Genomic DNA, 25,210 nt, shown 5'->3' with positions numbered 1-25,210 from the left:
TTTGAGTCTGGAAAAAGAAAATGTAAAAAGCGGAGACATCATCGACACCCAGGTGCTTGGTAAGCTCTATCAGTTTGTAAGACCCTATCGTGGCCGGTTCTTCTTTCTGATCTTTCTTACGGTGGCCTTGGCTGCTTTAGCGCCTACCAAGCCGCTGTTTATCCAAAAAGCCATTGACGAACATGTGGCCTTGGGAGACCAGGAAGGGCTACTGCGGATCATTTACCTGTTGGTTGGATTGTTGATCCTACAGGCAGTGGTACAATTTGCGCACACTTACCTTTCTGGCTGGATCGGGCAGGTCATCATCCGTGACATCAGGGTCAAACTTTACCGGCACCTGCTCAAAATGCGGCTGAAGTTTTTTGACAACACCCCCATTGGGCGTTTGGTCACCCGTAATATCTCCGACATCGAATCCCTTTCCAATGTATTCAGCGAAGGCCTTGCGGCAATCATCGGAGACTTGCTGCAACTATTCACGATCTTGGGAGTGATGTTTTGGGTAGATTGGAAACTCACCTTGGTCAGCCTAAGCACCTTGCCGTTATTGATCATTTCTACGTATATTTTCAAGGAAAAGGTCAAAGTAGCGTTTAACGAGGTCAGAAATGCAGTTTCCAACCTCAATTCCTTCCTGCAGGAACATATTACCGGCATGAACATCGTGCAGGTATTTAATCGTGAAGACAGTGAGTACAAGAAATTTGATGCGATCAATACCGAACATAAAAAAGCCAATGTCAAATCGGTACTTTACTATGCCATTTATTACCCCGTAGCGGAAATCATCCAGGCCGTGGGAATCGGACTTGTGGTCTGGTATGGAGCTACGGGCGTATTTGGACTCGACTTAAAAGTGGGCGTATTGATCTCCTTTATCATGTACCTGCAGTTATTCTTCCGCCCCATCAGAATGCTTGCCGACCGCTTTAACACCTTGCAAATGGGCGTGGTAAGCTCCTCCAGGATTTTCAAACTGCTGGAAAGTGACGAGCACATTGCCAATGAAGGCAATTACAGCCCGGAAAAGCTCAAAGGCAACATCAAGCTTGAAAACGTCTGGTTCGCCTATAATGACGAAGAATGGGTACTGAAAGACATTAATTTCAACGTGAAGCACGGGGAAACAGTCGCCCTGGTGGGAGCCACAGGAGCTGGTAAATCCTCGATCATCAACCTGATCAGTCGTTTTTATGAAATCAACAAAGGCTCCATCAAGATAGACGACCAAAACATTCGGGACTTCGAACTGGGCACGCTCAGAAAACACATTGGCGTCGTATTACAGGACGTATTTTTATTCTCAGACACGATCTACTTTAACATCACCTTGGGCAATCCAGACATCACCCGTGAACAAGTGATGGAAGCTGCAGAACTGGTAGGAGCCAAGAAATTCATCGAGCGGCTTCCAGGTGGGCTGGACTATAACGTGATGGAACGTGGCGCCACCTTGTCAGTTGGCCAGCGGCAGCTGATTTCCTTTGTCCGTGCCATGGTGTACAATCCGGAAATTATCATCTTGGATGAAGCCACCTCTTCCGTGGATACCGAAACGGAGGAACTGATCCAAAACGCCATTGAGAAAATGATGAAAGGCAGAACATCCATTGTCATCGCCCACAGGCTCTCTACCATCCAAAAAGCCCATAACATCATCGTGCTGCACAAAGGGGAAATCAAGGAAATGGGCACGCATGACACCCTGCTCGAAAAAGAAGGCTATTATGCCCAGCTTCACCAAATGCAACTCAAATCCATGGTGAGTGAATAGTTTCAGGTTTGAAAGTTGGAAGGTTGGCTATCGGGGTCGGTTTGCCATCTGATGAAACAGCCTCTCGTGTCATGCCAAGCGTGAACATTCCGAAGGTCATGCTTTTCCGCCATTGCGAGGAGGCACAGCCTGTCCTGCATGACTATCGGGAACGAAGCAATCTCGTATCTCGAAGTCGGGATTACTTCACTTCGCTATCGCTTCGTTCGCAATGACGTGATTATTACACTCGCCCGAATTATCATACTTGACTTATCACTAGTATAAAAAAATCCCTTGTCGAAAAACAGACCTTTCCATAATAGGTCTTAATTTTGCGCCGTTTAAAGGTAAAATCACAGCTAAATTCACAACACATACCTATGAAAAAAATCCTGCTATTGTTTATCTTTAGCTTGCCCGTTATGGCATTCGCACAAGAACAATCCATTGGCTTGCGAATTGGGGAGCCCATCAGCATTACGTACAAAACCTTCTTGGACGATAAAGTATCCTTCGAAGGGATGTTGGGACGGGGCAGTGCCAACAGCACCGCCTATTACCGGAAGGTTTTTGACAGCAACAAACCAATGCCCGGAGCCTTTTACCTCAACCACAGCGCTGGAGGAGGTATCTCCTTGAACGGTCGCGTGGCCTATCATGAAGACATTACGGCAGAATTTGACATTACGGAAGGCACACTGCTCGCTTTTGGCGGAGGTGGATTGCAGTTCAGAAGCATCAATGTAGATTATGCCTACCAAGAATCTCCTGATGCCACCATGGTGCGCTATGAAAACAAGGACAATATCGACTTTGGGCTCGAAGTATTCGGTGGAGGTGAGTATTATTTCGAAGACCAGCCCATCAGCGTTTTTGCTGAGCTCGGCCTGATGATGGAAATCGCCGACCGCCCCGGTCATGTCAAGCTCCAGGGCGGAATAGGCGCCAGATACCATTTTTAGTGGCAAGATAGCAGTATCAAGACGCTAGATATAAGACTTGAGAATTGAAACAGAGTAGTACTGTTGTGCCGGGGCTCTGCCCCCGGCACCCCTTAACGGTGAGTCTCTGACTAAAATGAATAGACAGAGACAACGGGATAACGGAGGTATTTGGCACGTAGTACAGGGTAGGCAGTATAACAGCCATGAATTCTTTTGGCAGGGAGCCCTGAGCGGAATAGGCAACAGATACCATTTCTAGTAGCGAGATAGCAGTATCAAGACGCTAGATGTAAGACTTGAGAATTGAAACAGAGTAGTACTGTTGTGCCGAGTCTCTACCCCCGGCACCCCTTAACGGTGAGTCTCCGACTCAATAAGGTGCAGTACAATCAAGTAATTAGAACATGAAGAAAACATTAATTGTCGTCGGTATATTGGCAGCACTAGGGTTTAGCATCTTTGCTTACTTGGGCGGTTTTAAGGACTATCCCATTGCCGTAAAGCAGCAGGAAAACCTGCGCCTTTACGGACTCACGTATAAGGGCACACCACAGGATGAAGGCTTAAAAAACACTTTCAAAACCGTAGAAGCAGCCATGAAGGATGCTCCTGAGGCCATTTTACATACCATTTATTATGTAGAGCCTGCCGGTAAACTGGACACCATGAGTGTCTTCGTGGGGCTGGACCAAGTAAAAGGCACCACAAAGCCCACATGGGAAGAACAGGTGATCACGGCAGAACAATTCCTAGTAGCAGACCTTCATTATCACAAGCTGGTCATGCCGAGGCCCGAAACCATCAAATCGGACCTGCAGGATTATGCCGAAACGCATGAAATCAAGCTGCAAGGAATCTTTATCGACCGTCTGCTCCAGCCAGACCATGTCCAAGTCTGGGCCCCTATTGCCAAAAAGAAATAATCCATCAGTGCTTTTTGGTATGATTTTGGTAAAATGAATTTTATAGGCGATCTTAAAGAAGGATATAAAACATATTTCCGAAATGACCGTCTAATAAGAATATTGTGACACTAACCCCCTCAAATATGAGAAGACTATTTTTGTTTTTATTTGTAGCGACCACCCTGATGATACAAGGTTGTGAAGGACCTCCAGGGCCTCAGGGACCTCCGGGTGAGCCAGGTGGATTATTTGTAGGCGAAACTTTTGAAGTAGAGGTTTCATTTAATAATGAAAACGCCTATTCAGAGCTATTTGATCTGGATCCACCTATTGAAGAAGGAGATGCTATTCTAATTTATATGAATGAAGCATCGCCGGTATATGACAACAGAAATGCTTGGAGGTTGCTACCGCAAACCTTCTACCTGGAACAAGGTACTTTAGTTTACAATTTTGACCATACACCTAGTTCATTCAGCATTTTTATGGACAACTCACCTATAGATTTTGCACAATTAGAAACTTATTGGACCAACAATTTACTGTTTAGGGTAGTCATTGTGCCATCGGATTTGTTCAGCGCCAACGCCAGAATGGATTTCTCGGATTATGATGCCACGATGGAATTCTTGGATATAGAAGAAAGTGACTTTGTGAAAATCAAAAAGTAATTAAAAAAACGACTTTGATATCAAAGCCACCGAAATCACTTTCGGTGGCTTTCTTATTTCCCAAAACATGCCCCATAACCAAGCAATATTTCTGGGGGATACTTAAATTAACCCCGGAGGAACACTGAGGGCACTAAGGCCAACTACATTTCAATTAAATCAACGGTAGATAATGCTTGGGCAAAAAAAAGGAAGCCCCCTAAAAAATTCTCTGTGCTCCCTGCAGGGAAATCGCCTTTAAAAATGATGTCAGCCTGAGCTCTTCACTTCGACAAGCTCAGTACAGGCTAGCTCAGGATAAACTAAAGTCGAAAGCTAGACGTTGGACCTCGACTGCCAGACAGGCAAGTGTTCAGAATGACAAGCGAGGCGGTTTGATATACCGATTCACCCCAACCTGACGTTAATTTACACTTTTAAAAAACCAGCTACATCCATTTCCCCTGTACAGTTCGTATAATTTAGCGCAATCAACTATCTTTGCGCCATGCAATTGAAGAACGACTTGTTATTGAGAGCGGCCCGCGGCGAGCAGGTGGAACGCACCCCCGTTTGGCTCATGCGCCAGGCCGGCAGGATTTTGCCCGAATACCGGGAAGTACGAAGCAGTGTCAGCGGGTTTATCGAACTCGCCCAGACCCCAGCGCTGGCGGCAGAAGTCACCTTACAACCGGTGGATTTGCTGGGCGTGGATGCGGCCATTATCTTTTCGGACATATTGGTCATTCCGGAAGCCATGGGACTGCCCTATGAGATGATCGAAAAGCGAGGGCCTAAATTCCCCCAAACCGTTTCTTCGGCAGCAGACCTCAACAAATTAAGAATAGCCGATGGCGTAGACGACCTGAGCTATGTCATCGAGGCCATCAAAATCACCAAAAAAGCCTTGAATGGACGTGTGCCCTTGATTGGCTTTGCAGGAGCCCCATGGACGATTTTTGCCTATATGGTCGAAGGATCAGGAAGTAAGACCTTCTCAAAATCCCGCGCCATGCTATACCAGGAGCCAGTACTTGCCGAGCGTCTGCTGGACATGATTACCAAGTCCACTATCAATTACCTGAAAGCACAAATTGCTGCCGGAGCGGATATTGTCCAGATCTTTGACAGCTGGGCAGGCATTTTACCGCCAGACCATTATCAAAAATATGCCCTAAAATACATTTCTCAAATCTGTGACGCCATCACAGAAGTGCCCGTAACGGTATTTGCCAAAGGCGCATTCTTTGCACGAGAGGAGATGGCCAAACTGAACTGTGAAACCATCGGGCTGGACTGGAACATGGGCATTGCCGAATCCAGAAGACTTATCGGCGACCAAAAGACCCTTCAGGGCAACCTTGATCCTGCTGCACTGTACGGCTCCGCTGCCGAGGTGGAAGCAGCTACGAAAAGGATGCTGGACCAATTTGGCACGGGGCGGCACATCGCTAACCTGGGCCATGGCGTATATCCAGATATCGACCCCGAAAAAGTAAAGGTATTCATCAATACCGTCAAAGAGTATAGCAGCCAGCTTAGGGAAAAAGTATAACTCAAGGCCCTTCGTTTCATAACATAGAAAAAGGGCTGTCACGTATTGACAGCCCTATGCCCAAACCTATGCTAATTTGTGGGATCTTAGAAATAAATATACTTCTTTCTCCCTTGGGCATCCTTTATCCGCACATAAAGGCCTTCTACGTCTCTGTTGGTAAAACGATAGTTTCGTTCGAAACCCTCTTCCACATTCACCTCATCAGAGGCAATGCGCTTGTTGGACTCATCGAAAATGTCCACCTGTGTACCCGGCACCTTGATCCCTAATACTTTCAGGTTAATGGTGTGTTGGTCCTTGGCACGGCCGTAGGCTACGATTGGCATGTCCATGACCACCTTTTTTTCTTCCGTCAGCACCTCATAAGTGATTTCTTCATCCTTGGTTTTGATTTTGATCTTATAAGCTCCTTCTGGAAGATCATCCAAGTTATAAGGAATCTTCAGGGCTTGATTTGCTCTATATTTATTGACAGCCAAGATCTTATCATCTTCATTCAAAATGTAGATCTTAACTTTTCCCACCGGTGCACCCAGTGTCACTGCAACGTGCTTATCGGTAGCCTCTACCATGGTATTGGCCATTAAACTTTCTTTTTTTACCAAAGTATCTGGGTTAGCAGATGCATTGGCGAGGAAAATCATTCCTAATACAAAAACGGATGTGAATAATGCTTTCATGACGGTATTTGTTATGTTAATTGTAAGATTAAAATTTGATTGTGTTTGTGATTTCCTACATACGAATCGCATACCACAACTATTTTTCTCCCTTTGGCACGGCAAAAAACGTCACTCAAAAAATCATCAAAACATTAAAATATCATAAATCAACGGATATTGGCATCTGATTTCTGGACCAAAAGTGTATCAAAATCAACAAGGTGTTCGGAGAAATGATCGGTAACAATACAGTTTTTCGGGATTTCACGACTTTCGGCCCTGCCGGTATTATTGTATTGTGATGAAAAAAGAAATTTCAAAAAATATTTTTTTCATAACACACTCGACTGAATTTCAACCCATTGCCCGTTCATAACTGTACTATTCCGAACACATGAATGTTCTATTCTGACACAAAACCTTCCGCACGTCCCTAAAAAAATGCTCCACACATTATCCAAAAGCACCACAAATTCCTGCATTAAAGTCGGCATGTAGAAATTCACAGTCCTTTATCACCACGCCTATACCGCCATAGAAGGCTTTTTACCGCTTTGGATCGCATAAAGACACTATTGGCATTCTGCTTGGATGCTACTGCTGACAAACCAACTATTAATGAGATTATGAAAAAGCACTTATTATTCATCGGACTATGGACCGCTGGAACACTCGGATTCTTTTCCTGCACCAATGAAGATCAGGACGAAATGCCCACCGCAACTGTAAATGTAAAAGCCCGGGCTATCGCCGAAAACAGTGCCCTGGAGGAAAGCAATCCAGAAGAAAATGCCAGGACCATCGCAGGAGCCAATATCATCAGCACAGCACTGAGTATTGCCAATGTTAGCCTGCAAGGATCAGGTGAAACCACCACTTCCGCCGCCATACCACTCGAGCAGCAGTCAATCGTCGGTCTTAGCATAATAGAAAGTGCCCTACCCATGACCAAAGCAATGGGAACGGTAAACCTGAAACAAGGAGACTATACAGGGATCACCCTTCAGTTTAAACAGGACACTGAGCTTACCGAAACCAATCCCATGTATGGAAAAACTTTAAAAATAGAAGGGAATGTCAATAACCAGTTGATGTCCATCCATACAGATACCGAGGAAATGCTCGCTGCAGTGGCCGCCTCGGGAGCCATCAGTATTTCAGGTGATCAAGAAGTTTTTCTTAATTTCGATTTAAATCGATTACTGGAAAACGTGGACTTGACTTTAGCCATGGACGGCAATGGAAATGGGACGGTTGAAATTGAACCGGACAATTTAGACAGAAATCGTGACCTTTACCTGACCATTATCGGTAATCTTGAAAATGCACTTTACATTTCTTCTGAATAAAAAATAAAAAAAGGGTGCTTCCAACAGTAGGAAACACCCTTTTTCGTCTATTAAATATGTTTGCTTACAGGGCAGAAATGTATTCTCCGTCTCCTGATTCGTTTCTTACTTCGAATACCAAATCGTCCAAAGAAGCTACTTTTTCGAATTTAAATACTTTACCGAATTTGTCACCTTCAAACGTTTCTTCGAAGATCACATTTCCTTGGTCGATGATTCTTACGAACTTTTTGCTATCATCTGAAGACTTCAACAAGAAAGCTACATTGTTCTCATCCAATACCTTCACTTTAGTAAAGTAATCAGCCTTAACTCTTTTGGTTCCTACAAAAAGGTCCTTGTTTTGGATAGTTCCTTGCTCTGGAGTAAACACTTCAAAGTTGTACTCACCATCCTCTAGAGCGGTAAGGTCATATTTCTTAGCAAATAGCTTATCACTTGAGATGATATCCTTATAGATCACGGTACTGTTCTGGTCTTTGATTCTTACCAGTACTTTGCCGGTAGGCACAGCCATGAACTTCAATTCTACTTTCTTGTCTCCTACTTTCTCGATTTTAACGGTTTTCTCGTCCAGGTCAGATCCTGTCTTCGCGAATGTACTTACTGAAATACAGAACGCTACTAGTGTTGCAATAATTAATCTCATAACTAGAAAATTTTATAGAGTTTTTAGATTTCTTTTGTCCCTTCAGCCTCTTTGGCTTTCCAGGTGTTTAGTTTTTTTGAGCTTAATTATTTTGGGCGTGTAATTGCTTTTGGTTTTTGATTACACTACAAATGTAATACAGGATCGATATAATTACCAAATACTCAATGAAAAATATTTAATATTAACGATTCGATAATATTTACATCAAAACATTAATTATATCGCATTTTTAAAATTGATTCACAGACCTAAGCGAGATCATTTTAAATTCGAAATATAATTTTACCAAATCCCGACAAAGAAAAATATTAATGTAAATTAAATTTTTTGAAAAATAAATTTCAGCATCAAAATGCGGCATCCATTTCAAACGATTGCATAAATACACTACCACAAAACCAAGGTTAACGACCTAAAATACAACCATCATTTACCACTTTCATGTCAATCCCTATTATTTAGGTTGAAATTCGACCCCGAAACCAACACCCTTTCTGATGCCGACCATCATTACGGCACGAACTATCCTTCCCTACAAACATGAAGAAATACATGGAGCACTTAGGGATCGTCTCTCTTGGATAAGACGAGCATGCTACTTCCATGATCACCAACCAGCATAACACAAGCTTGGCAAAGAAACTTAGGAGATTTGGGAAGGGAGCCGCGGCAGTCTTAGCATCAGGGATTGCTACACCCTTCCAACCCACATCCTCCTAAAAGGGCTCGCTATGACGTTTTAATAATAAAACAAGGCATCAAGTAATATTTATGGGGGCAGCTTTATTTAAAAGGATGCTATTTCATCTGTGGACTGGATAAATCCAAGGTTTGCCGAGAAGTCCTCTTCATGGCCAAAAGCATGGGCATCGTAAATGTTTAAAGTCATGTAAGCCGCGGATAAAAGATATGAACATGGATTTGCCATTTCTTAAGCATTCTATCTGTGTTTATCAGCATTCATCCGTGGCCAAATAGAACCAAAGTTGGCAAAAAAATATTTACCCATCGAAATAGGCTATCCCCCAACTTTTCGACTTGAACCATAATCTTCCCAAATGACAAGGCTTTACGGTACAAAAAAAGGACTACCTAAGCAGGCAGTCCTAAATTTCTTAGCTAAGAAGTTGGGTTTAGAGCGCAGAGAGGTATTCTCCGACTCCTTTTTCGTCCCTCACCTCGAAAACAAGGTCATCTAGAGACGCTACTCTTTCGAAAGTGAATAATTTCCCGTATTTATTTCCCTCGAAAGTGTCTTCAAAGATCACATGGCCGTCATCCAAAATACGAACATATTTCTTGTTCGCTCCCTGGGCTTTGACCAGCAAGGCAACCTTTTTGGCATCAATGACTTTTACTTTCGTAAAATAGTTTGATCCAGCAGATTTTTCCTCACCAAGTGTGATTTCAAAATTGTTGATCGTGCCATCCTGGCGGGTGAATACTTCAAATTCATAATCCCCCTCTGCCAGTGCAGATAGATCGTAGTTCTTTTTAAATTCTTTTTCTGTCTTGATGATCTCTTTAAAGATCACTCCACTATCAGCATCTTTGATCCTTACCAGGATATTCCCTTTCGGTTCGGTCAAAAACTTAAGCTGAACTTTTTTGTCCCCGATTTTTTCAAGGACCGCCTTAGCTTCTTTTTCTTCTTTCTTGAGGTCAGTGTGACCTGCGGTTACGGCCGTAGCACTAAATGAAATGCTCAAGGCCAACAATGTTACAATAATTAATCTCATGGTTTTAATGATTAAAGGGTTAACAATCTAACTCTTGTAAAAACCTCCCGATGAATACATCGGATTTTCTGAGGCTAATTATTTTGGGCAGGTACTATTAATTAATGAATCACGTGATTATACTTCAAACGTAAAAAAGAGAATCGGTTATTACAAATTCAACAATAAAAAATATTTACAATTAACATTTTAGCAACAATACAGTAAAAACGATAACTTTTTCATATTTTCAAACCGAAACCGTTTGCGGGACTTATTTTAGGCCATATACAAATAGATTCAAGCCGATTATTTACATATTCTTCAATTATACCACCGAAATCACCAATAAAAGTTTTTTTCACCAAGGTAATGCCCCATCTTAATTTATGGGTCGAAAAGACCACCCTTTGGCAGGTGCGACCCTTCCTATTTCACTTTCAACTTATAAAACACATTATAATCCCGCTCTACCTCCGGATCCTGATTGTCATTGACATAGATAAAGCCATCTTCATCCGCAAAGTCAATCACACCGTGCACAGGTAATTTATCGATCACCCCCACTTGTTTTCCTCCTTGGACAAGCATATAATACGGCTTCGCGTACTTTTCATTTGCCTCTTTTGTTTCAGGTAATTTATAATATTCCTCACTTTTGGCTCGGAGCTCTTTTACTATTTCCGCAGGAACCCTAGTATAAAATCCTACCAAAAAACCGTCACCGCACACCCTTAAATCAGTAAATAGGGGATAGTCATCCAGCCATTTTGCTGCATCCAAATCCGCATCTGGAGCCGCCTCAGGTCGAAATCGATGGGTCAGTGAGACGGTATCTTCTAAAACCGGTTCATTTCCCGAATAGTCGTAAATAAACAATTGATTCCCGACAGTAGGCAACAAGGCCATCTTCATGCTTTTTCGGTTAATGGTCACGAGGGGAAATGATGGCCCCACATAACGCCCTTCTGATTTGGGCACCCAAGCATCCGGAAAGGTGGTGAGCAATTTGAAATCCCCTCTGGTGATATCATAGTTGAAAATGGTCTTCGCTTGGTCATAAAACCCACTCCCTAGCTCCTTGGCGCTTATGGCTTTGTGATCGAATGCATTTTGCTCCTCACCCAAGATATAGGCTTTACCGTCTTTCATATAAGGATTGAATGTCGTACGGTTGGTATAGATGGAGATCGAAAACATGCCAGCCCATTGAGCCGGTAGATGCTGCTTTCGGTTTCCTTGATAGTCAAATACATAATATCCCTGCATCAGGTTTTGGGCTATCCAACTGGTGTCATTGAGCAGCCTGTACCCTGCCCCGAAAGTACCAATCCCATCAGGCCCTTCGTTCAAAATATCAAATTCCCGGATCACCGTCCCCTGTTCATCCACCAATAGCGGCTGCCGCCCTTTCCTATTGCGAAGCATAAAGTACCCCAAGTCACTTCGGTGATCATCCATTACCAAAGGTTCCAGTTCGTCCACCACTAAGGAATCTACCACTTCCAACTCCACTTTGACAGTAGGTCCAGCGGCCTTTTTCTCGGTCTTCCCACAGGCCCCCAAACTGGCCAACACTGCCAAACTGTATATAAACGTATTTAATTTCATCTGATTCACTTTTAGAGATTTTAGCAGCACATAACCTACACTGCTTCAGCACGATTACTATGGATATATAACTCGACTGCAAATCAACAGCCAATTGGTGCACAAGATAAATAAAACAAATTAAAAAGCTTTTAGTTTTAAAACTATTTTGATAGTTTTATTAAACATCAACCATGCTACTTTTGGCCATGCGAAAGTTTTTTATCGTAATATCCTATTTTCTATTGATAGCCTGTACCAAGGAGAGTGATGATAAAGCATCGATGACTTCGATATCCTTGGAAAATATTAAAGAAGTGAGACATACTAAACTAACATTGGCCGAAGCTAAGGGGTTAGAGACCACTTCTGAAAACCTGATGGGTTTAAAATTAAGAATACGCTTCTCTAATCAAAAGATCTTTATCATGGACGAAGAAGCGAAACAAAAGAGCATTCAGGTATTCCATCAATCTGGCAAGTATCTGGGTGCGGCCATAGAAGAAGGAGAAGGTCCTGACCAAGTTCCCTCCATAATCGATTTTCACGTAAGTGAGGATGATGAACTCTTTGTACTCTCCGGTGCGGGTGATAAAGTCGCCATTTATCAAATCGATGAAAATCCCATTCAAAAATTTGAGGTAAATTACATTGCTACATCATTCACCAAACTTCCTAATGGTAAATACCTCCTTTATGGAGGTTATAATTCCCCCTTCGTCCAAAACAGGATCATCAAACTATCCAACAAAGGCAACCTCGAAGGCACCTACTTACCCAATGACTACAGTGGAAAACTACTGCCTATGAGCGAACGGAATTTTTATAAACAGGGCAATGAGCTTTTCATTATAGAATCATTTAGCGACCATATTCTTACCTATGAGCACGATTCCTTACACCAAGTAATGAAAATTGATTTTGGTGCCTATGCAATCCCCAAATGGTTTTGGAAATCGGACATTATGGAGAGCTTTCCAAAGTTAAATGAAAAAGGTTTCGGAAATATTATCGGTGTCTACCGCGGACACAACCTAACATTGGCGGAATGTATGATTCAAGGCACTAACGGAGTAGAAAAAGAACTTCTTCTGATAGATCATAAAGGCAGCCCTGTTAAAGTTAGTATCACAGATGCAAAAACGCCATGGCTCTTTCATCCTGTCGGTATAGATGATAAGGACAACCTGCTCTTCATTACCTACCGTAGTATCCTTGAGCAATACCTAAAAGAAGCAGGGGGATCCGAAACGTTCTCCCTTCCAAAAAAAGCGTTTGATTATCCAATCCTTATTTCAATGACATTAACTTCCTAATTACATGGTCTTCCTTCGTTCATTCTACTTAATACTGTTTATGTTTTTCACCATTGCTTGCAAAAAAGCAAATGAACCTTTAACCCTTCCAGAAAACCTAGACATTGTTACGGCTAAAGGAAGCTCAAATGAAATTTGTTTTGATTGTGATAATCAAGTGGTGGTATATTTCAATTATGATAAGCTTATGCTCGTTCCATTTTCAAAAGTATTTAGGTGGGATGAAACGAAAGAAAAATATCCAGAAATAACATTCATTTTTTATTTCACCGGGAAGGATAAAGAAACCCTTAAAAAAGAACTAGAAAAAATGTCTTTCCCTTACCCCGTATTACATGACCCTACCAATTCCTTTTACAAAACCAATCATTTGGATACCACATCCTTGAACAACAAACATTTTATGGCATATATATTAAAACATCAACGTGCTAAATCATTGGCCAATTTAGGCATGGTAGACCTTTTTCATGAGCAATTGGATAAGATTGTAGCTAAAGAGGCTTTGTCTATGGAGGGAGTCAATTAGATTACCGAATGCTAAGTTTTTCAATCGATGAGAAGAAGGGCAATATTGTATTTTAAGCTTTCCACCTGATCTCCTAATCGAGCGTTAAAAAAAACAGCACCCAGCTCGCCAAGGTGAACAACCCCTTCACCCAATTGGCAAAAGGACTCTACCGTGACAGTGGGAGGATTCTTGCCCTTTATCATTTAAAGAATCACCCCCAAAACTAACCGATCGGGAACGTCTTCTCAGGCCTATGTCACGGATCTCAAGCCTTTTGTTTGAATTCTTTCCTCCACAAAAACACCGGCAGTGCCAAAAAGACCCCTACCATGCTGAACACCAGCCCCCCGATGGTGCCAATGGCCAGGGAAAACCAGAAAATCTCATTCTGCCCTTCCATGATAAAAGGGACCAAGCCAAAACAAGTGGAAAGAACGGTCAGCAGGATTGGAATAGCCTTGCCCGCCACGGATTTCAGCACGTTGCGGTTGTACCTTCCCTTGCTGCGGTTGTTCAGGTCATTGACGATAAAGATGGCCGCATTCACCGCCAGGCCACCCAGCATCACAAAGGCCGCATAACCGCCCTGGTCAAAGTAAAAATCAAACAGGGAAAAGATCAAAAACAACCCGATAAAGGCAATGGGAATCACGGCAATGATGTAGAATGGCTGCTTCAGGTTTTCGAAGAGCACCCCACAGATAAAGAAAATCGCTACGATGAGTACCAGCAACAGGGTGTATTGCCGCTTGGCCTTGTCATAGCCCCAATAGTAGGATGACGTCTCAGCCGAATAACCAATGGGCATACTGGCCTTCATTTCTTCCAGCACCTCCTCCAGGTACTCGCTGCCAAACTTCCGTGAGCCCATGTACTCAAAGGCCACCCTGCGGATGTACTGCCGGTCTTCCTTGTGCAGGGAGTTGGTCGTGGTCTCCTTCTCCAACGTCCCCAAGCTGGACACCTTGAACATCCGGTCTTCCCCACTGATCAGCGTGGTCTCCTCCAGGTCAAACCGGGAAAAACCTTCCGAATCTTCCTCCCGTACCATCACACCGTAGTTGGTATCGTCCAGGTTCAGGTAAAGTGAGCTGCGCGTGGGCTTGGAGACCCCCTCCAATGCGTTGATCACCTCGTACTGGTTGACCCGCTGCAGTGCCAGCTGCCGCTGGTCAAACCGCAGGACAAACTCCTCAGAGGTCCTTTCCCCGTAGCCCATCCGTTCGTTGGTGTTCACCTCCTGGATACGCTTGTGCCGCAGCAGCTTTTCGGCGAGCACCTCGGACTGCCGCTCCAGTTCGTCAAAATTGTACCCCTTCATCATGACCGTAAAGGATGGAATCCCCTCTCCACCGGGGCCGGCCGAGAAGCCCTGCCCCACACCATAAATACTCCAATTGGCCCCGCTCCAGTCGGTGGCCTTTACCGACAGCCGCCCTTTCAGCTGATAGGGAAGCGCAGAATTCTCATAGGCATCCTCAAATGTGATGGTGATCGAAGCGTACTGCCCGGAGGATACGTTGCTGACAAACTTGTCCACGCCCTTCACCCCTTTCAGGAACTCCTCAAATTCCCTTACGATAAAGTCCATCTGGTCGAGGGTGTTGCCAAAGGGCAACCGGATATTGACATATAGCCGGGTCTGCGAGGCTTCGCGGTAACCCGATTTTTCGAATACCCCGCGGACAAACATGCGCAAAGACCCTCCCAGGGCCTTGTCCACATAAGGACGGATATCTTCTTGGTAGACCGTACTGCCAACGGTCTTGTTGTACCATTCCTGTCCTTCCCATTTGGCCGGAAGGTAAAAAATGGGAAGGCCAAAGAGCAATACGAGCAAGGTGATCAGTGTTTTCCGAAACCGGGCCACAAAGCCGATCATGCCAACATACCTCCTGAACCAGGCCGCCCTTCTCCGCAGCTCCGGCAAGGTCAACTTTCGTCCCTTCTGTGCCCTCTCGCCAAACAACAGCCCGTACATGGCCGGGGTAAACAGCAGGGCCACCAGCAGGGATACCGCCAGCATCACCGCCACCACCACGGCAAAATCGGTCAGGTTACGCTGGTCTTCCTCTGGCAGCAGGAACACCATCAGCAATGCTGCGATCGTCGTGAAGGATGCGGCCAAAAGCGCCAGAAAGACCTTCCTGTTGCGGTGCTTGTGCAGGTGGTCGATCATGATGATGGCATTGTCCACGATCAGCCCAAAGGAAATCGTCAGCCCTGCAATGCTGTACAGGTGCAGGTGGGTCCCCAGGGCATACAGGATGATCCCCGTGACGCTCAAGTTGATCAGGATCCCAAGGAAAAGTACTGTCAGGTACCGCCAGTTGCGGTTGATCAAAAAGATAAAGACCACCAATATCAGAATGGAAAGCCCGGAACGTTGGTAGATTTTATGGAGTTCCTTGGACAGGAATTCGGTGTCGTCCTGCTCCAGGCGCACATCATAGCCCGCCGGAAGCAATTGTCCGGCCTGCCCGACTGCCTCCCGCAGTTTTTTGGCCAGAACCACCTTGTTCACGCCCGGCCGGCTGGTGATGCTCATGGTCACCGAGTTGTTGCCATTGATCCGGTAAAAGCGGCTGGGTTCGGCCTCTTCCAAGGTCAACCTGGCCAGGTCCCGAAGGTATACTTCCTTCCCGTCCAGACTGGTGATCCGCAGGTTTTCCAGCTGGTCCATACGGGTCAGGCTCCGGTTCAGCTGGATGAAGAGCGCTTCCCCCTGGTGGTTCACCGCCATCCCCGGATACCCCGTCCCAAAGGCATTGCGCAGCACTCCCGTCAGCATTCCCCGGGTAAGGCCCATGGCCTGTAGTTTTTGGATATCGTAGGTCACATAAAGCTGCAGGTCGTTGGCACCATAAACCTGGATCTCTTCCACTTCGTCAAAACGCGTAAGGACGGATTTCAGTACATCCTCGGTCACCTTCTTGATCTCAAAAGGCGCATAGGGCGCATTGATGCTGTACTGGAGGATGGGCGGCTCCTCATGCTGCTGGGCAGATTGGTAGATCAGCGGATAGCTTACCTTTTGGTCCAGCGACGGGTACACCTGCCGGATCAGGGAGGCCACCTCGAATTTCTTGAACTCCATGTCCGTGTGCTTGTCAAAGCGCAAGGTGATCCGCCCGTTGTTATAGTTGGACACCGACTCGATCTTCTTCAGCTCCGACAACTGCGAAAACAGCCCTTCCAGCGGCGCCGTACCGAGCTTCTCGACCAGCTCCGGTGCCGCCTGCTGCACGGCAAACGAGACACTCAGCACAGGCTGCTGTTCACGCGGGTTCAGCTCCACGGTCAGCCGTGGTACCAGCGCAAAGCCGATGATGGCCAGCACAAAAAACGATATCGTGATCCTGAATGAAGTCATTTTTTAGATAAAAGAACCAAGATGAAAGAATCAAGACTCCGTTGTCCCACGTCTCTGACGTGGGACTGCAAGAGTTGAGTCTCCAGACTCAATCTATGCTCTTTCTTCTTATAAACTGCTCGATTAATCTTTATACTAATATTTTGCTACTTGATACTTTGTCATCTGTTAGGCTTTAGTAGTGAGATAAGAGCAGGGAGTGGGCTGATTTTTATCCATCATCAAAATTCGCTGTTCGTCGCCATACAATTAACCCCTCCAAACCTCCCCTACAAGGGGAGGAACAATGTCAATACTCGTATCTCACTACTTGATGCTTGATATTTTTTCACTCTCTCAATCCCCCTAAAAGAGGAACTTTTCGCATTCTCTCTTCTCCAATCAATCTTTGTTCTTTCCTCTTGACTCTTTACTCTAATCTTGATACTTTCTCCCTACTCAGCGCCCAATACGCCAGCGGCACGAAATACAATGCCGTCAGCGTGCCGATGGTGAGGCCACCGATGACGCTGAAGACCAAGGGCCGCTGCAGGTCCGCTCCAAGTCCCGAGCTGAACACTACCGGCAGCAGCGCCAGGATGGTCGTGATCGAAGTCATCAGGATGGGCTTCAACCGGATTTCCCCGGCCCGGAACAATGCCCGATCCAGTATTTCCCTGCTTGTCCCCCCGGGATGTTCCGAGGCATAGCGCTCCCGCAGGCGGTTGACGGTATCGATCTTGAGAATGGCGTCATTGACCATGATGCCCAACATGACCACCAGGCCAATGGCGGACATCACGTTCAGCGAGGTACCCGTCAGCCAGAGCATCAGCAGCGCCCCGCCAATGCCCAACGGCAGGGTAAAGATCACGATCAGCGGCTGTACAAAACTCTCAAACTGTGCGGCCAGGATAAAGTACAGCAACAGCACCGATACACCCAATATCCCCATCAGTTGACGGATATTTTCCCGGTCCCTGAAATATTGTCCCGTAAAGGACACACTGAAATTCCTCTCCCGGCCCCAGTCCCTCAACTTGCTTTCCTGCTGCTCCGGATGGGCGCCCGTCAGGCTGACCGATTGATAGATTCCCGTCTTGTCCGCCGTGACATATTTGTAATGGTCTTCATAACTGACCCTGATAAAATTGTCAAGGGCATAACGCTGCCCTTCCGTTCCTTCCAGGTAATTGCTGCGGAGGATGGTCCTAAAGTCTGACGTGCTGCCCTCCAGCCGGATCGGCGTCACTTCACTGAAACGCTTGATCTCATCGATGGTATAGCGGCCAAAGAGCCTTTCGATCTCCGCAATCAACACGTCGATATCGATCCCGTAGAGGGCCAATCTTTCCAGGTCGATACGGAACAGCACCGCCGATTCCTCCTGCAGCCCGGGGCCCTTCTTCCAGTTGGCAACGGGCAGCTCTTCCAGCCAAGGAGTCATCTCGGCAGCAGGGACCGGCCGCTTGCTTTCCAGTTCCTTCCAGCGCATTTCGTAATGGGGAATGTCAGAGGCAAACAACTGGTCAAAGGCGTTCGGGGCATCGCTGACCTCCACTGTCGCTCGGGGAAAGTCCCGTTCCATCATCCTTTCCAGCCGTGCCGTCAGTTGCTCCTTGGACGGCTCGTCCTTGAAATCCAGGTACACCGTCGCCTGTTGCACGGAATTCTCCCTGTCAAAGAGCAAAAACTGCCGCACGCCCACATCCGCTTCTGCCTGTTCAAAATCCCCTTCCAAGTTGGCCATGATGCCCTTTACGCGGTCACGGTTTTCCTTCACGCCGATGGGCTCGTTCCAGTCCACCTCCAGCACGGCATCTTTTTTGGCAATGGGCGGAAGGCCTTCCGTGGGCAAAACGGTACCCACCAACAAAAACACCGGGATCAGCGCAAAGAGCAACGCCAAACTCCACTTCCTATTGGCCATGACCATTTGGTAGCCCTCTTTGTACAGCTTTATGATCTTCCTGAAAAACGGGCTGTCCTCGCGGTTGCCTTCCCAGGCTTTACGGGCAAAGAATACCCGGTACAGCAATGGCAGCAGCACAAAGGCCACCACCAGCGACACGAACAGGATCGCCGCCACCGAGACCGCCTGGTCCAGGAACAGGGCGCCGGAAATCCCGCTCAGAAATACCAGCGGCACAAAGACCGCCAAGGTGGTCAGCACCGAACTGATCAGTGCGGACATCACCTCGTTTACCCCCTGCACACAGGCCTCGAACAGCGGCAGCCCCTCTTGGCGCTTGCGGGTAATATTGTCCAGCACGATGATGGCATTGTCGATAAGCATGCCCAGCCCAAGGGCCAATCCGCTCAGGGAGATGACGTTGATGGAAATGCCCGCTGCCTGAAAGACCAAGAAGCTGATCACCAGGGAAGCCGGCAGGCTCAGGCCAATGATCACCGGCATGCGGTAGTTGCCCATGAAGATGAACAGCACCCCGAAGGCAAAGATCCCCCCAAAGAGTAGGCTGGTCTGCAGGTTGCTGATCCCTGCATTGAGCAGGGTGCTCTGGTCCTGGGTCATGGCAAAGTCCACCTGTGGGTAGTCCTGCTTGAAATGGCCCACGGACGCCCGGACCTTTTCCATGAGTTCGTTCATCTTGGCCGCGGCCTGCTTGTGGACCGTGATCACCAATCCCTCCTGTTTTCCATAGAGGTGGTAGCCCATGGTCTCGCCCATGCGGTATTGCACGTCGGCCACTTTGCCCAACGGCACGGCCATTCCCCCGGGACCACTGACCGGAAGGTCTTCGATGTCCTCGGGCGTGTCCACACGTGTCGCCAGCCGCAGGAAGTAGCGGTACTGCCCGTCCTTGACACTGATGCCGGGAAGCTCCCGGTTGCCCGCCGTGATGGCATTGAGCACATCCTGCTCGCTCAGGCCCAGCCCTGCCAGCACGGCCTTGTCCGGGCGCACGGTGATCACCCGTTCCTGCTTGCCGTTGATGTCCACCAGGGAAATCCCTTCCAGTTGTTCAATGCGCTTTTTGAGGACATTTTCGGCCAGCTTGGTCACCTCGGCGTAGTCCGTTCCTTCCTTGGGCACCACTTGGATGTGGACCATGGGAATGTCATTGGTATTGATGCGGATGACCTGGGGGCGGGAAAGTTCTTCGGGAAGGCTGTTGGTCAATCGATCGATCTTTTCGTTCACCTCGATATAGGCCAGCTCCATGGAAGTACCGTAGGCAAACTGCAGCCGTACCGTGCCCGTTTCGCTGCCAGCCTTGCTCTGCATGTCCTCCAGGCCGTTCAGCGTGATCAGGCTTTCCCGCACGGGGCGCAGCACGTTCTGCTCGATCGCCTCGGGCGAGGCATTGGGGTAGTTCACCTTGACCACGATCTGCGGCACATCGATGGGCGGCAGCAGCGATACGGGAAGCTTCGTGAAGGCGATCACGCTGAACACCATCAGGGCCATAAAGACCATGGTCACCGCAATCGGTCTTGCCAATAAAAATCTGACCATGGCTATTCGTTTTCTTTTGCGATTTGGATTTGCGCCTGGTGGCCCAGCTGCAGGTTGTTGCTGGTGATGACGGTTTCCCCGTCCTTGATGCCGTCCAGGATTTCGATCTCACGGCCGTTGTCCTTGCCCACCTCCACGTAGTTCCACTTGGCTTCTTTGCCGTTGACCGTAAAAACCACCGGCCGGCCGGAGCGATAGACCAGCGCCTGCTTGGGCACCACCACATTGTCCGACTGCGGGGCGCGGATCACCGCCCGGGCGTTCATGCCGGGGAGCAGTTTCTGGGCACCCGTCAGTTTGATGCCCACTTCCACCAGGCCGTTTTCGTCCACCTTGGGGTTGATGCTGCCCACCTTGCCGGACAGTGTGCCCGTACCGGCAGAAACGGGATAGACCTCCGCTGTCTGGCCGAGGGAGATAAAGGGAATGTCGGATTCGAGGACTTTCACGTTGAGCAGCAGGGTGTGGGTATTGAGCACCTCACAGAGTTCATCGCCGGCATTGACGAGGCTACCGGGTTTCACCTGCAGGTCGGCCACCTTGCCCGAGACGGGGGCCTTGATCGTGGCCTTGGCCAGTTCCAGCTCGGCCTCCTTCAGCTCGATCTCCGCGGACAGCAGGCCACTGCTGGCCTTCAACTGCTCGTCCAGCTGGAGCACTTGCTCCTGGTCTTCTCCCTCCAGGATGGATCCAAAGCCCAGTTTTTCGCTGTTATAGGAAGCCTGTGCGTTTTTCAGCTGCACCAGCGCCTTTTCCTTGCGGAAGACATTGTCGGTATTGTCCAGACGGGCGATGACCGCCCCGGCCTCCACATACTGGCCTTCTTGGACGCTCAGCTCTTTGAGGTAGCCCTGTCGCTCGATGACCACCATTACCTCCTGACCTGCCTCTACCTTGCCGGAGGCATTGATCAGGTAGTCGAAGGAACGCTGCTCCGCCTTGGCCACCGTCACCTTGGTGGCAGAGACTTCATTGCGCATGGATTCGAGGGGGATTTCCTCTTGCTGCTCCGTACTGTTTTCACAGGAAAAAAGAAACGGGAAAACCAGCAATAAAAACAGGCTGTTTGACTTCATGGAAAAGATAATAAAATATTGACCTCCTTAATTAACTAAATATTTAATTAAAAGCAAAGGGAGTGTGGCGCCTTTTAAGGGGTCAAGCGATATTTTATTGACTTGATTTTTATAATTAACATCACACAGGTATCAATCCAATATTATTCGTCATATGAAAATAGTACTACATTAGGGTCTTCTTCGTGGAAGCTCACGCAATAAAACTTCTTCTCCTCCTCATCCACGGTAAACGATAGGATCGAATTATCCAGGAAATATTGATTGAGTATGTTTCCCCTGTAATCAAACTCAAATATCCTCGATTCCTGCTTCTCTATGCTCTCCTTATCGGTAAATCCACAATACAATGCAAAGATTGAGGATTTTCCAAAAAACAAGCCTCTATAATAGATTTTATCTGATTCTATTAACGGATAATCAAATCCTCTACTATTGCTTATTTCAAATTCTGGATCTATATTTTCTGGCCCTCTTATGGACAAAACCTTACCCGTTTCACGATTTAGGATATCTATATAGTCTCTCTGAACTCCACAGATTCCAAAAAAAATTCTATCCGCAGATCCAATTAGCTTTCCTTGGTTTACCACAAACAGAATAAATGAAGAGAAGCTTTCCTCAGACATATGCTCCCACTTACCATAAGTGTTTATTAAACCCCCATTCCAGTTATATTCCAAAAATTTATGTTCGCTATCCATCGCCATCGCCATAAAGGTCGAGTCTGTGATGGGGACGAAATTCGTTACTGATGACAAGGCGTCCGTTTGCTTTATCTGGTTTACGGCGAGTTTATTAGTGTCATTGTAGAGATTAAATTTATTAAAGGTTCTTCCTTCATTATCATACACCCAAAAATCCCCCTTGCTCAGCCCCTTGTGCAAAAAATTACTTCTGGATATCTCTCCAGGACCAAAGCCATCTTTCCCCATGCTCTTCACATAGGTTAGTGCTTCTTTGTCATATACATAGAAAATATCGTTCAAGCCGTTTTCGCAAACTAAGATATAGTCCTCATTTACCATAATGTACCGAGGCTCCAAGAATTCCCCAAAATCAAGTTTTTCTCCTTTCAGGAACTTTGTATTTGGAATATCATCCCTCATAAAAACCTTGACTTCATAGTTAGGGAATACTTCTTCTTTCTCTTGCGTGCAAGAAAAAAGAAGCAAAAGACACATCAATAAACTTAATTTTCTCATTATTTTTTGTTTAAAAAAGCCCGACCAGAACAAAAGTACTTTCTGGTCGGGCAAGCATTCAAATTAACTACAGGTACTCGCTCCACTCTTCCAAATGGAATCGGCGAAGTATATATTGTCAGGATGATAGCATGTCTTATCCTTCGTTTGACAACATACTCCTCCTCCAGTGGTCTGAGCCTCCGCATCAAAAGACTGGAATACTCCCACGCCCATAACAGCCACACTGGCAGCCATCACTACTTTTGGTAACATTCTTTTCTTTTTCATGTCAACATTGTTTTTTGGTTAAAGAATTGATTTACACCGATAGCCTAAACAAAATATCAATATAAAAGGGAAAGTGTACCGATATAACTCGTGAACGTTGAAATCTTAGATGATGTTAAATCAGCTCTTTGCATTTACTAAATGCAAACATTGGTAGGTTTCTTTCCGCCTATTTTTTCGTAAATTGTTTACATTACCAAAAAAGACTCCCTCCATGATCATTACACATGATATCCGGTTGAGCCGCATTGTCAGGGGTACGTGGAAAAACACGATATTGGTTGCCCTGACCTGCTCGATGGCTTATTTTTTCTATAGGTATTTTGTCCAGTATCATTTCGAAATGCCTGCGATCATTCCCACCATCCTGGGTACTGCGCTGGCCTTTTTTATCGGTTTTAATAACAACCAAGCCTATGACCGCTGGTGGGAAGCCCGTAAAATCTGGGGTACATTGGTCAATAGTTCCCGCACTTGGGCCCGTCATGTCCTGCAATTCCCCGTTGCTTCTGAACACATCAAAGACCAGCACCTGCAGCTGATGAAAGAATATGCCATCAAACGCCATATTGCCTTTCTGTACGCCCTAAAGGAAAATCTCCGTGGTACCGATGAGCATGAGTATAAGAAATACCTCATTCAAAGCGACCTGGATATCATAGAAAATGAAAGCAATAAACACAATGCCATCCTCAGCCTGCAAACGACGGAACTGAAAACCTGGCGAAAGGAAAAACTTATCGATGGTTTCGAATTTTTGGAGCTTAACAGGGAAATCACCCGTTTCTGTGATGAGATGGGCAAGTCCGAACGGATCAAGAACACCGTTTTTCCGACTTCCTATAACTACTATACCAAAGCTTTTATTTGGCTATTTAATATTGCTTTTACCCTTGCGGTGGCTCCTACGGTAGAATGGAGGGCCATTGCCTTTGGTACCATCATCGGCTATGTCTTTCACACCATCCATTTTATTGGACAGGCCATTTTGAATCCATTTGAGCCCATCCCGACAGGTATCCCCCTCGATCAGATCACCCGTACCATCGAAATCAACTTGCTCGAAATGATCCACGAAGAACACATCCCCGACCCCGTCAGCCCTATCAATGACGAATATGTGATGTAGGGGGAGGGTTGGAAGGTTTTAAGGTTGGAAGGTTAGAAAGTGGAGTCGCCATATCGACAAGAAACTCCCTTAGTCAAGTAACAATTCCTCCTTATAGGGGGCTCAATGCTCTTAAGTTAGGGTAAATACAACTCGCTTGTCACCCTGAGCCCTTCGACAAGCTCAGGATAAACTAAAGTCGAAGGGTAATGCCGGGCCTCGACTCCCTGCCTGCCGGTCAGGCAAGCGCTCGGACTGACACCACATAAATTTCCATTAACTTAATAGCATTGAGGGGACTAGGGGCGTAAATAAAAGTTGAACTGTTTTAATGATGTGATTTACCTCAGACAGCAACGTAATTCTCCCCCTCAAGGGGAAAAGGTAAAAATATATTCAGCCGCCGCTATCGAAATCCGCTGCCCAGTCTGGCCAAGCAAAAATCACGGTGGTGTCTTTCTCCACCGCTATGGGCTCAAAGTACAACCTTAGCCGTAGGCTGCCCGGCACATCATCTTCGTAGTAATCCATAAGCCGGGCCATCCCTTGAGGTTTTAGGACGCTGATGGTGACAGGTGCCAATCCCATCTGGATCATGCCGAGCTTTCGGGCAGCACCTTTTGCCAAATCGATGGTGCGTTTGGAATTCTGGGGAAGACGGTCATTGACTTTCACAATGATATCTTTGCCATTTCGGAGGTTTGTCACCCGAATCATGGTGCCGAAAGGCAGGTTTTTGTGTGCTGCCGTCATCCCTTCCATGTCGAATATCTCGCCATTGGCCGTCTTCCTGTTGTGAAAAAAACGCCCGTAATAACTTGCTATCCCCTCTTCTATCACCAAGGTAGAATCCACTCCCAATACAGGCGGCTGTGCCAACAGCTCCCCGAACCCTAACACACTCAATAACAGGGACAAAAACAATATTTTTCTCATAAGCATCGGCTTAACAATTTAAATGCCAGATTTTCAATTGGGTATCATAAACCATCATACACGAGCAGAACGGCACAGCCCAACGCTTGCCCACTTGCCCTTCGGTAGACAAGCTTTCCTGACATCATAAATGCTTTACCATTTCCGCTTAGGACTGATAAAACGGCCATG

Annotated in this window: 19 protein-coding genes; 9 read left to right on the top strand and 10 right to left on the bottom strand. The window is 46.4% G+C overall.

What is annotated here, in order from left to right:
* Position 1: 1 nt before the first annotated feature.
* The 5 genes from ECHVI_RS08465 (at position 2) to hemE (ending at position 5,813) form a co-directional block, all read left to right on the top strand.
* On the top strand, positions 2-1,777 hold the full coding sequence (locus tag ECHVI_RS08465) for an ABC transporter ATP-binding protein (protein ID WP_015265554.1): 1,776 nt from the start codon (positions 2-4) through the stop codon (positions 1,775-1,777).
* A gap of 362 nt (positions 1,778-2,139) precedes the next feature.
* Positions 2,140-2,721, top strand: coding sequence for a hypothetical protein (locus tag ECHVI_RS08460; protein WP_015265553.1), 582 nt, complete (start codon positions 2,140-2,142; stop codon positions 2,719-2,721).
* A 386-nt stretch (positions 2,722-3,107) separates the two neighbouring features.
* Entirely contained in the window at positions 3,108-3,626 is a 519-nt protein-coding gene (locus ECHVI_RS08455; RefSeq protein WP_015265552.1) for a hypothetical protein, read from the top strand.
* A gap of 125 nt (positions 3,627-3,751) precedes the next feature.
* Positions 3,752-4,279, top strand: a complete 528-nt coding sequence (locus ECHVI_RS08450) for a hypothetical protein (RefSeq protein ID WP_015265551.1) — start codon at positions 3,752-3,754, stop codon at positions 4,277-4,279.
* A gap of 487 nt (positions 4,280-4,766) precedes the next feature.
* A complete protein-coding gene (gene hemE / locus ECHVI_RS08445) occupies positions 4,767-5,813 on the top strand; it encodes a uroporphyrinogen decarboxylase (protein ID WP_015265550.1) in 1,047 nt (348 codons plus the stop codon).
* An 86-nt stretch (positions 5,814-5,899) separates the two neighbouring features.
* Here the strand turns inward: hemE and ECHVI_RS08440 are convergent, their stop codons facing one another.
* A complete protein-coding gene (locus ECHVI_RS08440; protein ID WP_015265549.1) occupies positions 5,900-6,496 on the bottom strand; it encodes a hypothetical protein in 597 nt (198 codons plus the stop codon).
* A gap of 608 nt (positions 6,497-7,104) precedes the next feature.
* Between ECHVI_RS08440 and ECHVI_RS08435 the strand changes: the two genes are divergently transcribed.
* Positions 7,105-7,827: a hypothetical protein gene (locus ECHVI_RS08435; RefSeq protein ID WP_015265548.1), complete on the top strand. Its 723-nt coding sequence runs from the start codon at positions 7,105-7,107 to the stop codon at positions 7,825-7,827.
* A 64-nt stretch (positions 7,828-7,891) separates the two neighbouring features.
* Here the strand turns inward: ECHVI_RS08435 and ECHVI_RS08430 are convergent, their stop codons facing one another.
* The 3 genes from ECHVI_RS08430 to ECHVI_RS08420 form a co-directional block, all read right to left on the bottom strand.
* Positions 7,892-8,476, bottom strand: coding sequence for a hypothetical protein (locus tag ECHVI_RS08430; RefSeq protein ID WP_015265547.1), 585 nt, complete (start codon positions 8,474-8,476; stop codon positions 7,892-7,894).
* Positions 8,477-9,612: 1,136 nt separating this feature from the next.
* Complete coding sequence (locus ECHVI_RS08425) at positions 9,613-10,218, bottom strand: hypothetical protein (RefSeq protein WP_015265545.1); 606 nt, start codon at positions 10,216-10,218, stop codon at positions 9,613-9,615.
* Between the two features lie 408 nt (positions 10,219-10,626).
* The gene (locus ECHVI_RS08420) at positions 10,627-11,808 is read right to left on the bottom strand and encodes a hypothetical protein (RefSeq protein ID WP_015265544.1); all 1,182 of its coding nucleotides are present in this window, start codon (positions 11,806-11,808) and stop codon (positions 10,627-10,629) included.
* A gap of 173 nt (positions 11,809-11,981) precedes the next feature.
* On the opposite strand from ECHVI_RS08420, the gene ECHVI_RS08415 reads away from it, so the two are divergent.
* Both ECHVI_RS08415 and ECHVI_RS08410 read left to right on the top strand, forming a co-directional pair.
* Complete coding sequence (locus ECHVI_RS08415; protein ID WP_015265543.1) at positions 11,982-13,103, top strand: 6-bladed beta-propeller; 1,122 nt, start codon at positions 11,982-11,984, stop codon at positions 13,101-13,103.
* Between the two features lie 40 nt (positions 13,104-13,143).
* Complete coding sequence (locus ECHVI_RS08410) at positions 13,144-13,632, top strand: hypothetical protein (protein ID WP_041738438.1); 489 nt, start codon at positions 13,144-13,146, stop codon at positions 13,630-13,632.
* A 247-nt stretch (positions 13,633-13,879) separates the two neighbouring features.
* Here the strand turns inward: ECHVI_RS08410 and ECHVI_RS08405 are convergent, their stop codons facing one another.
* From ECHVI_RS08405 to ECHVI_RS08385, 5 genes are all read right to left on the bottom strand, one after another.
* Complete coding sequence (locus tag ECHVI_RS08405) at positions 13,880-16,987, bottom strand: efflux RND transporter permease subunit (protein WP_015265541.1); 3,108 nt, start codon at positions 16,985-16,987, stop codon at positions 13,880-13,882.
* 409 nt (positions 16,988-17,396) lie between these two features.
* A complete protein-coding gene (locus ECHVI_RS08400; protein WP_015265540.1) occupies positions 17,397-20,444 on the bottom strand; it encodes an efflux RND transporter permease subunit in 3,048 nt (1,015 codons plus the stop codon).
* Between the two features lie 2 nt (positions 20,445-20,446).
* Positions 20,447-21,520, bottom strand: coding sequence for an efflux RND transporter periplasmic adaptor subunit (locus tag ECHVI_RS08395; protein WP_015265539.1), 1,074 nt, complete (start codon positions 21,518-21,520; stop codon positions 20,447-20,449).
* 143 nt (positions 21,521-21,663) lie between these two features.
* Complete coding sequence (locus ECHVI_RS08390; RefSeq protein WP_083891966.1) at positions 21,664-22,725, bottom strand: BF3164 family lipoprotein; 1,062 nt, start codon at positions 22,723-22,725, stop codon at positions 21,664-21,666.
* A gap of 63 nt (positions 22,726-22,788) precedes the next feature.
* Positions 22,789-22,995, bottom strand: a complete 207-nt coding sequence (locus ECHVI_RS08385; RefSeq protein ID WP_015265537.1) for a hypothetical protein — start codon at positions 22,993-22,995, stop codon at positions 22,789-22,791.
* 214 nt (positions 22,996-23,209) lie between these two features.
* Between ECHVI_RS08385 and ECHVI_RS08380 the strand changes: the two genes are divergently transcribed.
* On the top strand, positions 23,210-24,124 hold the full coding sequence (locus ECHVI_RS08380; RefSeq protein WP_015265536.1) for a bestrophin family protein: 915 nt from the start codon (positions 23,210-23,212) through the stop codon (positions 24,122-24,124).
* Positions 24,125-24,499: 375 nt separating this feature from the next.
* Here ECHVI_RS08380 and ECHVI_RS24235 read toward each other — a convergent pair whose 3' ends face one another.
* A complete protein-coding gene (locus tag ECHVI_RS24235; protein WP_157501312.1) occupies positions 24,500-25,039 on the bottom strand; it encodes a septal ring lytic transglycosylase RlpA family protein in 540 nt (179 codons plus the stop codon).
* Positions 25,040-25,210: the final 171 nt, after the last annotated feature.

This window comes from Echinicola vietnamensis DSM 17526, assembly GCF_000325705.1.
Classification (GTDB): domain Bacteria; phylum Bacteroidota; class Bacteroidia; order Cytophagales; family Cyclobacteriaceae; genus Echinicola; species Echinicola vietnamensis.
This window is presented reverse-complemented; position numbering and strand designations above follow the sequence as displayed.